Source organism: Risungbinella massiliensis, assembly GCF_000942395.1.
Lineage (GTDB): Bacteria > Bacillota > Bacilli > Thermoactinomycetales > Thermoactinomycetaceae > Risungbinella > Risungbinella massiliensis.
The window spans coordinates 300,794-312,673 of record NZ_LN812102.1; the positions used below are offsets into that span (position 1 = coordinate 300,794).

Below are 11,880 nucleotides of genomic sequence, written 5' to 3' on the forward strand. Positions count from 1 at the left end.
TTCAATGCACCTCACTATAGCTTTCTGCCAGTTTCTCAAAGGCTACCCAATTATCCCGATGAATCACTTCATCCATCAGTTGAGGATGGTCAGAATACAAGGTAGTTCTTAATAACTCTGCGTCATGGCGGGTAATCCCTCGCCCAATCAATTGTTGATCGTAGAATACCTCAATCACTTCCCCTTGCCGGAAGGTGCCATCCACCCTTTTGACACCAGCAATCAATAAGCTTCGTTTTTCTCGCAAGATGGCTTCGGCAGCTCCGCTATCCACATAGATTCGACCAGAAATGGGAGAGTGCAAGGCAATCCACTGTTTACGTGTCGAAATATTGCTTTTTGCGTCTGAAACGATCGATGGACTCACATACGTTCCGTCTCCATTTCCACCAAGAATTTGTATTAGACCATCTTCACCGGTGTATTGCCCAATGAAACAGGGAATTCCCAATTTTTGAACAGTCTGCGCAGCATTCAATTTGGAACGCATCCCTCCTGTCCCCAATGTGGAAGCGTTTCCTGCTGCATCTTCCAGTTCGGTCGTTATGGTGGTGAGGAATGGAATTCTCTGTGCGTCTCTGTATTTGCGTGGGTCTTTATCATAAAGACCATTAATATCGGTCAACATCATATATAGATCAGCGTGTACCAAACCTGCCACCAGAGCGCCCAGCATGTCATTATCGCCAAATGTCAACTCGCTAACAGATACCGTATCATTCTCATTAATGATTGGTAATATCCCACGTTTTAACAATAGTGAGAGTGTTTCAAAAGCATGGCGATAACGTTCTTGATCGGAAAAATCACTACGTGTAAGCAAAATCTGTGCAACGGTCTGTTCATGTTTTGAAAAGAGATCTGTATACTGGCGCATCAACATACTTTGCCCAATCGCGGCGGCAGCTTGTTTCGCGACCAGAGTACGGGGGCGCTGCTGATAACCTAGCGAACGATATCCACTGGCCACCGCACCTGATGATACAAGACAAACCTCGTGCCCACTCGCTCGCAAACGACCGATCGCTGTGACTAGCGATTCCATTTTAGCTAGATCGCATCCCCCTTGAGGAGAAGCGAGCGAACTACTTCCCACCTTTACCACAATCCGCTTTTTTGTTTCAGTCACTCTTCGTCACCTCTATTAGAAAAAAATAAAAAACCCTTTCGTCCTAGATATAAGGACGAAAGGGTATAATTCTTCCGCGGTACCACCTTACTTGATGACCTGTAATGGAGTTCAAAAAAGGCATGTCGAACCATTTATGTGATGTCATCCAGCTTTCTTTTCTTGATAACAGGTGAAAGAAACCTGGCTGGGTTAATCCCCAGCTGCTCTGGGATGGGTTCGAACCGATTCAAGGGCGAAATCTCTCAGCCGCTGAATTTCGCTCTCTGGACCTGAAGGACGGATCTACTATTTCCCTTCAACGCAACGTATCGATTTATGATTTTCACTATTATGCTTTGATCTAGATAAGAATGTCAAGTGGTCATCTTTACATTTTACTTGTAAATAAGGAATTTTATAAACTGCAAATTAGTAAACAAGTGATAAAAAAGCCTATATTCCAGTGAAATATAGGCTAAAAAAATCAATCGGTTATTAATCTTGAATACATATGGAGATCGATAAACTTTCCCTTTGATCTTTCAGATTGTCTTAGTGTTCCCTCAAACGTAAAATTCAACTTTTGCAAAACTTTAATGGAATTCACGTTATCAGGTTCCACTTTTGCTTCAATCCGATTTAGTTTCAAATCAGAGAATCCATAATCTAACAAAGACTGGATCGCTTCTGAAGCATATCCTCTCCCCCAATATGCTTTTGCAATATCGTATCCAATTTCTGCTTTTGCATTTTCAAAGTCCAAGGAATTGTAACCACAAGAACCAATAATTTCATTGCATTCTTGTTCAAGAATAGCAAAACGAATAGCTTTGTGATCCTGAGCCAGTTCGTCAAGTAATGTGATCATATCTTTTGCCTGATTTTCATCAGTAAAATGACTGATATTCATGAACCTAGTAACATCTGGATCCGACCAAATTTGAAACAAGCTAGACGAGTCAGACACTTCCATCTTTCGCAAATATAACCTTTTAGTATTCAACTCTGTAATCAATACTTTTACCTCCATTTATGTTTGGATCGTCGAGTTAAAAATATTGATATCTGCGCATAATTCAGTCCCTTCATTTTTCCAGATAGTTCTATTATACAAGATCAAAGAACAGATTGGTTCACAACACGTCATATTAAAAGAATAGATTCAGCTTTAAATCGTTTCCTGAACTGTCTGTGGGGCTTTTTTCCCAAATGATACAAAATAGAGAATTGCGCTTGCTACAACAACCAAACTCAAAATGAGAATGAGATTACCGTACACGTATGCCTGTGCATTTGAAATGGCGGGATGGAATGGAAAATCCAGTAGCTCTTGCTCCATCAATTTGGCAACTAGTGCGGTCACCACTGCCCCAGAAATGGTCGATATCATATTAAACAGACCCATCCCAACGCCAATTTGGTGAGTAGGCAATATTTGCGTTACACTTTCGGTTAATGCTGTCTGAACAAAGGAAAATCCAATGTACATCATAATCAGGGCTATTCCAATGTACCATACCCAAAGTCCGATGGATGACGATTGCAACAGAAGACTAATAGCGACCAAGGCCAACCCTACATATACGACAAAATGACTTCCTCGTTTTACAGTCATGTTACCAGCAACTTTTCCAAATACGACTGCACTAATTGCTCCAGGAAACATAATGAGTCCGATATTCTCTGTATTCAGAGCGTACATTTTATTTAACATAAGCGGAATGACAAACATAATAGACATAACAGTCCCAAAGATAAGAAAGCCGATCATTAACCCACTTCGATATAATGGGTTTGTAAAAAGAGCTGGATCGACAAACGGTTCCTTCGCTCTGCGGATATGAACGAGAAACAGGAAAAGAGCAATAAAAGATACAAGCAAATAAAGGAAGTGTTCTTCTGTTGTAAACAAAATGAGTGTCGAAACTACCATACCAAGCAGCACCGCTCCCATGATATCCAATTTACCAGCTCTACGTTGTTCGTTTGGCAATATTTTTTGAAAGAACGGGATAGCCAGAAATACAGGAAGCGGAACGAGAAACAAATAGGACCAGTGGAACGAGCCTGCAATATAACCACCAAGTACCGGACCGATTCCGACCGCAAAAGAAGCTATGGATGTGATGATTCCAAACATTTTCCCCCGTTCTTCTACCGTAAAAAATCGAGCCACCATCACGAAGACCAATGCGGGAATGGCAGACCCTCCAACTCCTTGAATAGCCCTAGCTAAAATGATAGCAGGGTACCAAGATTGCAGGACAAATCCCACGATAGATCCAATGCTGTAGAGTATAATTCCAATCGTAATCAGCTTTTTGATGCTATACATATCAGAAAGCTTTCCGAAAATAACCATTCCCATGCCAAACAAAATAAAAAAAATCGTCACTACCCAACTTACACCTGAAGCTTCCAGATCGAATTGTTTCGCAATACTTGGAGTGGATACGTTGAATACCGATTCGTTCAATACAGCAAAAAAGATAACATAATAAATCCAAGGTACACTTTTCTTAATATCGGATGATTCTGAATTTGATTTCGTTTTATTCTCTGTTATTTTCATTTCACTAAAACTCCTTTCCTAACGAGCTGACAATAGTAATAAACTCCACTAAACTCCTGTATAATCTTGATTCACTTTCTTTTCCGTTCGTGTGAATCGTCTGAAAGGCTTTCTTTTAATACCGATCAGCACGAGAATACAAAACATCACAGATGGTATTATAACTTCCCATACCTGCCCTAGGACAAGCGTCGTTATAATAGCACCAATCATGATCGATGAAAGTAAAATCGCACCATAACGTGAGGAAGTCCGTAATAACAAGGCGATCCCCCCAATAATTTCAAACAAACCGATCATTAAACGAAACCACTCAGGAAAACCGAGCTGATGAAAACCAGCTACTGTCCTAGGCTCTCCAGCTAGCTTTAATACTCCCGCTTGCAGAAAAATCAATGTAATCAAGATCAGTCCAATCCATTTTGCAATCTTTAACCATTGATTCATATCTGCTCACTTCCTCACAGTCATTATCCATATATTCCCTATTTTATAACATTAGAGAGGTAGTAGTTTCTTATCGATTGCTGTGTTAACCGAACTCTCACCCGAAATTCACATTAAAAAGGGGAATACAAGAAAACATCCTGCACTCCCCCTTTTCTATATCATTCTTTGCAATCTGTTACAATATTGTAGGTTACTCCATACTTGTCTGTTACATTCCCAAAAGCAGAACTAAAAGATGTTTCTTCTAGCGGACAATTCACTTTCCCCTCTTGCTGCAAGGTATTAAAAATCTGTTTTGATTTCTCCACATCATGAGTTGAAATGCAGATGGTTACCACCTGATTTTCCAAGTGAAAGGACTGTTCGCTTTGAATTGGCGTATCGGAGATCATCAGATCTGAATCTCCCACTTTTAGCAATGCATGTGCTACCAATTGCTTTACCTCTTCTGAAAAAGGCATATCGGGGTTGTCCGGCATATCTCCATAAGTTGCGATAGATTGAACTTTAGCATCCAATACATTCTCATAAAATTGGATTGCTTCCTTTGCGCTTCCATTTAGGATTATGTAAGGGGTTAAACGCAACGTCACATAAACCAACTCCTTGTATTTTTTATAATAGATCAGAATAATAAAAATTTTATCATGAAGTAAATGATGCCATTTCTTATCGATTGCTGTTTTGGCTAACTCTACTCAGAAAATTATTCATCAATAACGGAAGGGAGATCAAAATGGGGGGATCGTCCAGGTGAGGTGGATGGAGCATTACTCGCTGATAAGGAATGGAAGAATTGGGCCTAACAATGATTGGTTCCTTCGATCGGGTACGTAATGTCATGTGTGGCAACAGAAAATCCTTCGCTTGCATTCCCCACGAAACAGATGTAGCCATCAAGTAATAGATGCCCGGTTTTACGCCCGTAAAACAAAAATCTCCCAAAGAAGAAAGCAGTGTTCCATATAAGGGCAGCCCTTCTGGTATTGGTTTGGCAAACAAGCCGATCATAATAACACCCTCAAATGGAATAGATGATCCAATGGTCCCTTCCATTCTGCCATGTAAATCTACAATTGGGTGTGCCATAGACCAATCGTCTAATTTTTGCAAGGAGCGAAAGTAGTTCTCCGCTTGCATAGTGGAGTTTCGAAATTCAGACGGTGACACACCTACCCTGTCGGTAAATCGAGTAGTAAATGTTCCTAAACTCTGTTGTCCAATCATAAGTCCAATATCGCGAACGCTCCAATTCGTATGCATTAGCAAATCTTTCGCCTTTTGCAATCGGAGAGAAGAGACATAATATAGAGGTGATAGACCGATTCTTTGTTTAAATATGCGAGTAAAATGGTATGGACTATAAGCTACATGATTCGCCAATTGAGAAAGTGTGATCGGTTCGTCCATATGTTGATGAATATAAGAAATCACCTCATCTATTTCAGAATATTGATTTGTCAAATGCCATTCTCCCCCTTGCCCGATCAAATGCCAAAATCTAAAATGATCCAATAATCGAAATATAGCTAGTTGCATAAATCAAAGTTAGACATAGGCGAGCCGCCGGTTTTCCCGCTTCTGATCTGCTCTGGCTCCCTACCGCTCATAGTCGCATCTCAAAAGGGGAAAACCTCTGGATTTAGACTAAATATGCAACATGCTCTATATATTTTACATCTATATGGGACTAACCTTTATTTGATACTATACTTAATTTCTGACGGGTAACATTTTGCGTTACTCTTATTCAGTTACTTTTCGAGAAAGTTAAAATAATATTGTGTAAGAGTACACTGATAGATATAAGAGTAAAGACATTTTAAATAATATGACTAACATATGATCATTTATAATGAAATAAAGAGAACTCGTTATATCGCAAAATAAACATACTGGGAATGTGATAAGGATATGGTTAAGGCAACTGAGTAGACCTCCTAAAATGAGAATGCAATAATTTTAGGAGGTTATGAAAAATGATTTTTCATCCGATTGATATGGATCACTGGAGTAGAAAACCCTACTTTGAACATTATTTACACCATGTCAGATGCACTTACAGCATGACAGCAAATATTGATATTACCCTACTGCTAGAACAACTTAAGAGAAAAGAGATAAAGCTCTACCCAGCATTGATCTACATGATCACAACAGTAGTAAACCGCCACAGTGAATTTCGTACTTGTTTTGATTCAGAAGGTAAGTTAGGTTATTGGGACAGTATGTCTTCTAACTTCACCATTTTTCATGAAGACGATAAGACATTTTCCAACATCTGGACTCCATACACTGAAGATTTCCAGGAGTTCTACAGTCACTATCTAGATGATTTAGAAAAGTACGGACATATCAAACAATTCACCTCTAAAATAAACGAGCCACCAAACACCTTCCCCATTTCGTGTATTCCATGGGTCAGCTTCACAGGCTTTAACCTAAACATCTATACAGAGGGAACCTACCTCCTGCCCATCTTTACGATCGGAAAATTTTTTAAGCAGGACGAACAAATACAGTTGCCCTTATCTGTACAGCTCCACCATGCTGTGTGCGACGGCTACCATACCAGTGTGTTGTTTCATGAGCTGCAAGTATTGGCTGATCACTGTGAGAAATGGTTGCCAAATAAATAAATGTCCATATTTAAAATATAATTAGGAACCAGTCTAAATCATAAATCATGTTTTAGACTGGTCTTTGCTATATACTAATTGACACAGTTTTATTAAGTAGTTTACGGTTTGTGCCCCTTATTCAATGTTAAAATAGCATTCTTTAATGCAAAAAATAAGAGGTGCAACGATAATGAAAAGTAAAACTACTGAAGAGATGATACAGCTATATAAGAAAATGATAAGTGATGCAACACGCAACTTACAACGATCAGCACTTCCAGATTACGATAAAGCGGAGCTAAATATGAAGATAGACATTTTCTCAAAAGGAATTAAGAGATTAGAGAAAGAAGCTCTTCAACCTAGAATCGAGACAGTAGATATAGCAGCTGAGTTGGAAAAACTGCGAATTTTGGCAAAACAGGAACAAGAGTCTATACCAGTTATAATCTAAATCAAGGAGCACTGAGGGAGGATCAATACCTTTTGATACTCCCTTTCTTGGAATTTCTTATAAAGAATGGAAAGGATTTATATTTTCCTCTGAGTTATTTCGTGGGCTACCTATTACCTTGGATACAGGATATGCTTCCATCAAATCCGAAGAATACGAGGTCAGAAGACTTTTCAGATAAACGGAGTCTTCTAACCTCGTATCTAACCAGATTGCTTCGTGCTCTGGATCGAAAATAACCGGCATCCGATTATGAATCGGTTCCATCAAATTATTAGCATTGGTTGTAATGATGGTACAAGTATGTAGAACAACCCCTTCTCTATCCCACGTATCCCAAAGACCAGCAAAGGAAAAAAGGCCCCTTATTTCATTCGAATGAAATAAGGTTGCTTTGTTTCTCCTTCTTTTGCCCATTCAAAAAAACCAGTCGCTGGGATCAGACATCGCTTCCTAGATAACAAACGTTTAAAGGAAGGTTTTTCATTTACTGTTTGAGCTCGGGCATTGATCATCTTACTCCCTATACTCTTGTCCTTTGCCAAAAAGGAATCAAACCCCAACGAAACAGTTTGGGTACTCTCTCTCCTTCTTCTTCCCTCACTACTAAGACATTTTGAGTAGGTGCGATATGTAGCTTGCTTTAATAGGAAAACCTAGATGAAGTTGAAATCTCTCTTCCAGCTCTTTTTCCTCTGCAAATAGTGAGAATCTACCACACATAGCAATCACCTCTACTAAATCTAAGAAAAGCTCTTTCTATTCTTTAGTAAGTTATATCTAATATCATAGAGTTTTATCTGTTCAATCAGTAGCTAAAATATTACGTAAAAAGACGTAATTAATTTACTTACCAGTCTCTCCATTGGTCTGTTATATCTCCGTCTGAATCTAAGCCAGCATATTGTGCAGTCACTTGAACACTTCCCCACCTACGCTAACGCTAAGAGGTAGGGGATTCTTGGGTAATCCCATCTACCAATAGGAAATGCACCAAGCTCAAACCGTAGTTCCTACGGCAAGAAGTCTTAGACCTTCTTTTACTATATTTTGAGCAGCATTGAGGTCTCGATCATGTTCTACCCGACACTGATGGCATGTCCAACTTCGAAGATTTTGGTTTTTCACTCTTTATTTTGATAGTTTCCTTAGTAGGGTAGATCCGAAACTGAAAGGCCTTATGCATTGGAATTCATCTCCCTATAAGCAGTTAAAAGTATTTTACAACCTTTCAGAATAATGTCCATGACGATCGGGAGGATCAAGAAAAATCATGAAGGAAAAAGCACCAAAATGGGTCGGACTTGTGAGAGGGTAGAAACCCTCCCTCGTCCGACGCAGATTCATCTCCCACTTTCACTACGCTGAGAAGTGGGAGTATTCTCCGCTATAATAGATAAATAAAAAACCCAAATATACCTTTACAGGAATATTCCTTTTGGGTTATATTATAAAGGAAAGGAGAAACATTTATATGGGCGTCAATATCATAACAACTTTGAATGCACTCGCCGAGCCCAATCGATTGAACATTGTGGAACTTTTACGTCATGGTCCCCTCACTGTAGGAGAAATTACCGAACGATTGGGTCTTCGCCAGCCACAGACTTCCAAACATCTTCGCGTACTTAGTGAGGCTGGGCTCGTCGAGGTACAAGCGATTACGAACAAGCGAATTTATCGGCTCCAATCCGAACCGTTCCAAGCACTAGACACTTGGCTAGAATCCTACCGCATTGTTTGGGAGGAACGTTTTGACAATCTGGAGAAATACTTGCAGAAGCTTCAATCCCAAAAAAATCAAAGCGAAAGTTAAATCTTAGGAGGTTTCTTCATGACAAATAAAATGATTTCGAAGGTAGAGGGGAAAGAACTAATTCTGGAGCGTGTTTTTGATGCACCCCGTGAGCTAGTATTTAAAGCATTCTCTGAAGCGGAGCACCTGAAACACTGGTGGGGTCCTCGCGGATGGACTCTTACAGTTTGCAATATAGATTTTCGTCCAGGCGGAATCTGGCATTACTGCATGAAGTGCATCGATCAGAATCAAGGCGATTTTTATGGATTCGAATCTTGGGGAAAAGGAGTCTACCAAGAAATCGTAGAGTCCGAAAAAATTGTATACATCGACTATTTCTCTGATGCCAAAGGCAATGAAGCGGAGGGAATGCCCGCAACGAAAGTAACATTGACTTTTGTAGAGCACGATGGGAAAACAAAGCTGATCAATCGAGCTATATATGATTCCCCCGAAGCTCTCCAAACCGTATTGGATATGGGAATGGAGCAAGGAATTACCGAAACTTGGGATCGTCTCGCCGAGCATCTACAGTCCATTCAGTAACCTCTTCTTTTTCCATTGGCTTAAACAGATAAGTAGTTTTGTTTGCAAACGATCTTGTCCCCACTCGAACTAAAAATCAACGCACATGAAATAAGCCAACAAGAAAGGTTGGGTAAATCTAGATCCCCGCTTTTTCTTGTTGGCTTATATTTATGGCAATATGAATGGATTTTGATGAAGATATTCTACCCTCTGTTCTACAGAGGCATATTTTTAGTTTCCTCCGCTTTGCGATTGCTTCGATACCACATACCAACTGGTATTAATAGTAGGGACAGAAATCCTCCTACAAGTGATAGGGTTGCGAAACTAGAATGTGCTACCACCATACCAGAAAACGCTCCACCCGATGCTCCAGCTAACGCAATAGAGACATCAATGGTACCCTGAGTTTTTGCCCGAGTGGTTGGGTGTGTTGCATCCACAATAAGAGCTGTGCCACTAATTAAGCCAAAGTTCCAACCAACCCCTAGTAATGCGAGAGCAATGATAAGGAATAGCATCGAATCGGCAGGTGCAATAGCAGCTAGAATCCCTGCAGTAAGTAGAATGGCACCAGAAGCAAATGACATGATCGTTCGTCCGATCTTGTCCACTAGAATGCCGGTTACGAGTGACGGCAGGTACATGGAGCCGACATGAATCCCAATTACCAGACCCACCGCGTCTAAACCATGACCATGGTGCTTCATGTGAATGGGAGTCATGGTCATAATGGCGATCATGACGATTTGAGTTAATATCATGACTGTTGCACCCACTATAATGCCTCGGTTATTTTTTGTTGATATTTTGGAATGCAAGTTCGGTGCAGAGTCGCTCTGATCCTTTTGTTGCGCTTCCAAGATTTCTTTTGCCACTACAAATGGATCTGGCCGTAAGAAAATAAAAAGTACTAGACCAGCTAGAATAAAGGCTGCAGCTGCAAGAATAAACGGACCAGCTAATGCCGGAATGCCGAGTGACGTAGCGAATTGGCCCATTTCATCTACTAAGTTCGGTCCCATAACCGCACCGAAAGTAGTGGATACCATCGCAATACTCACTGCTGTAGCCCGCTGAGTCGGCTTTGCTAAATCTGCCTGCATAGCGAGCTTGTAAGTTGGTAGCAGTACCTGCACCATAAATAAGCAAGGAAGCAAACAGAAGATAAATATTTTCATTCATTGCAGCAATTACTACTCCAATTGCACCAATTCCACCCGCCAAGAAACCTGTTGATAATCCTAAACGACGTCCAAAACGTTGAGATAGTCGCCCCACAAGCAGTGCGGATCCAGCTGAACCCAATGTAAATAACGCAACTGGAACACCTGACAAACTATCTGTTCCTAACATATCTTGGGCAAGAAGGGCTCCAACTGTTATTCCTGCTGCCAGTCCTGCACCACCGAAAATTTGGGAAATAACAATAATGAGTAAGGTTCGTTTATATAGCTGACTTTGTATTTCTGGAGAAACTAGGTATTTTTCTAACCCAGATTTAGGACTTTCGTTTACATTAAAATCATCAGGTTTATTCAGCATTTCAGGACCCCCTTTTTTTAGATGTTTATTGTAGATTCACGTTTTCCCTAGCAATACCCCTTAAAGATAGAAAACACCTTTCCTTTTGAATTCCGTTAATATAAAAGTTAAATACAAATAGACCTTGAGGAATAATCAAATGTTAGCTAATTTTTATGTAAATCTATCTTAGATCTTACCTAGATTACAATAAAGAGAGGAATAACTCCCTCCCTACTAGCAAGTGAAACTCACACTTAGTTCATTTTAGATGCTATTTTCCTTGTAATGCATCTTGCCGATCTTGTAGATGTTCTAGATATCTTTGTTCTAAATTTTTCCCCATAGAGATACTTTTCCAATATTGTTGTTTCAGCTGATTGATATCTTCCCTGGTATATTCACTAAGATAAAGTAATTTAGGTAGATCCACAGGGATTTTTAAACTATGTTCTTTCCCCATATGATCTATTGCAACGAAGTCAAGTTCCATTTCCTCTTCGTATCCTAACATCAGTAGGTAATCTAGTATGACATACTCTACCCTTATCTTTTCACCTGACAGTAATGTTTTCCCCTTCATTTCTATAATGTTGTTCTCTTCACTTGGGATCTCTTCTCTCTTTTTTCCCAAACCACAAAAAAGGCCTGCAGATAAGATTGTAACAGGGTTCGATCCAGTATTCGTAGTTTCTATTTCGAACAGAGTACCATAGTCATTACAAAAAAAGCTTAACTTTGGTTGTATACTTTCTCTTGCTTCTTTCGCCTGATTCAATGCTACCTGGATAGGTTACAGTTTATTGGACAGAAAAAATAAGG

14 protein-coding genes, 1 pseudogene and 1 other annotated feature are annotated in these 11,880 nt (G+C 39.8%); of the genes and pseudogenes, 4 read left to right on the plus strand and 11 right to left on the minus strand.

Going from position 1 to position 11,880, the window contains the following annotated elements:
* Position 1 precedes the first annotated feature (1 nt).
* The 6 genes from proB to VJ09_RS01965 form a co-directional block, all read right to left on the minus strand.
* Positions 2 to 1,129, minus strand: coding sequence for a glutamate 5-kinase (gene proB / locus VJ09_RS01940; protein WP_044640016.1), 1,128 nt, complete (start codon positions 1,127 to 1,129; stop codon positions 2 to 4).
* 48 nt (positions 1,130 to 1,177) lie between these two features.
* Positions 1,178 to 1,440, minus strand: a binding site (T-box leader).
* 155 nt (positions 1,441 to 1,595) lie between these two features.
* Positions 1,596 to 2,126: a GNAT family N-acetyltransferase gene (locus VJ09_RS01945; RefSeq protein WP_044640017.1), complete on the minus strand. Its 531-nt coding sequence runs from the start codon at positions 2,124 to 2,126 to the stop codon at positions 1,596 to 1,598.
* A gap of 153 nt (positions 2,127 to 2,279) precedes the next feature.
* Complete coding sequence (locus tag VJ09_RS01950) at positions 2,280 to 3,683, minus strand: MFS transporter (RefSeq protein ID WP_044640018.1); 1,404 nt, start codon at positions 3,681 to 3,683, stop codon at positions 2,280 to 2,282.
* A gap of 48 nt (positions 3,684 to 3,731) precedes the next feature.
* Positions 3,732 to 4,130, minus strand: a complete 399-nt coding sequence (locus tag VJ09_RS01955) for a DoxX family protein (protein ID WP_044640019.1) — start codon at positions 4,128 to 4,130, stop codon at positions 3,732 to 3,734.
* 161 nt (positions 4,131 to 4,291) lie between these two features.
* On the minus strand, positions 4,292 to 4,726 hold the full coding sequence (locus VJ09_RS01960) for a VOC family protein (RefSeq protein ID WP_044640020.1): 435 nt from the start codon (positions 4,724 to 4,726) through the stop codon (positions 4,292 to 4,294).
* A 76-nt stretch (positions 4,727 to 4,802) separates the two neighbouring features.
* A complete protein-coding gene (locus VJ09_RS01965) occupies positions 4,803 to 5,543 on the minus strand; it encodes a helix-turn-helix transcriptional regulator (protein WP_044641520.1) in 741 nt (246 codons plus the stop codon).
* 569 nt (positions 5,544 to 6,112) lie between these two features.
* Here VJ09_RS01965 and catA point away from each other — a divergent pair.
* Positions 6,113 to 6,772: a type A chloramphenicol O-acetyltransferase gene (gene catA, locus VJ09_RS01970; protein WP_044640021.1), complete on the plus strand. Its 660-nt coding sequence runs from the start codon at positions 6,113 to 6,115 to the stop codon at positions 6,770 to 6,772.
* Positions 6,773 to 6,944: 172 nt separating this feature from the next.
* Positions 6,945 to 7,208 carry a hypothetical protein gene (locus tag VJ09_RS01975; protein WP_044640022.1) on the plus strand — a complete coding sequence of 88 codons (264 nt, stop codon included), beginning with the start codon at positions 6,945 to 6,947 and terminating at the stop codon, positions 7,206 to 7,208.
* A 57-nt stretch (positions 7,209 to 7,265) separates the two neighbouring features.
* On the opposite strand, the pseudogene VJ09_RS18925 reads toward VJ09_RS01975, so the two are convergent.
* Both VJ09_RS18925 and VJ09_RS17895 read right to left on the minus strand, forming a co-directional pair.
* Positions 7,266 to 7,812: pseudogene (locus tag VJ09_RS18925) on the minus strand (SOS response-associated peptidase).
* A 395-nt stretch (positions 7,813 to 8,207) separates the two neighbouring features.
* On the minus strand, positions 8,208 to 8,336 hold the full coding sequence (locus VJ09_RS17895) for a zinc ribbon domain-containing protein (RefSeq protein WP_082050356.1): 129 nt from the start codon (positions 8,334 to 8,336) through the stop codon (positions 8,208 to 8,210).
* Positions 8,337 to 8,682: 346 nt separating this feature from the next.
* Here VJ09_RS17895 and VJ09_RS01990 point away from each other — a divergent pair, with 346 nt between their 5' ends.
* Together VJ09_RS01990 and VJ09_RS01995 are read left to right on the plus strand one after the other, a co-directional pair.
* Positions 8,683 to 9,024 (plus strand): ArsR/SmtB family transcription factor, encoded by a 342-nt coding sequence (locus VJ09_RS01990; RefSeq protein ID WP_044640024.1) that lies wholly within the window; start codon positions 8,683 to 8,685, stop codon positions 9,022 to 9,024.
* Between the two features lie 18 nt (positions 9,025 to 9,042).
* The gene (locus VJ09_RS01995; RefSeq protein ID WP_044640025.1) at positions 9,043 to 9,552 is read left to right on the plus strand and encodes an SRPBCC domain-containing protein; all 510 of its coding nucleotides are present in this window, start codon (positions 9,043 to 9,045) and stop codon (positions 9,550 to 9,552) included.
* A 197-nt stretch (positions 9,553 to 9,749) separates the two neighbouring features.
* Here the strand turns inward: VJ09_RS01995 and VJ09_RS02000 are convergent, their stop codons facing one another.
* From VJ09_RS02000 to VJ09_RS02005, 3 genes are all read right to left on the minus strand, one after another.
* On the minus strand, positions 9,750 to 10,640 hold the full coding sequence (locus tag VJ09_RS02000) for an MFS transporter (protein ID WP_407689963.1): 891 nt from the start codon (positions 10,638 to 10,640) through the stop codon (positions 9,750 to 9,752).
* Positions 10,537 to 11,079 carry an MFS transporter gene (locus VJ09_RS19090; RefSeq protein WP_407689964.1) on the minus strand — a complete coding sequence of 181 codons (543 nt, stop codon included), beginning with the start codon at positions 11,077 to 11,079 and terminating at the stop codon, positions 10,537 to 10,539. The genes VJ09_RS02000 and VJ09_RS19090 overlap by 104 nt, the downstream gene beginning before the upstream one ends.
* Before the next feature lie 253 nt (positions 11,080 to 11,332).
* Entirely contained in the window at positions 11,333 to 11,836 is a 504-nt protein-coding gene (locus VJ09_RS02005; RefSeq protein ID WP_044640026.1) for a hypothetical protein, read from the minus strand.
* Positions 11,837 to 11,880: the final 44 nt, after the last annotated feature.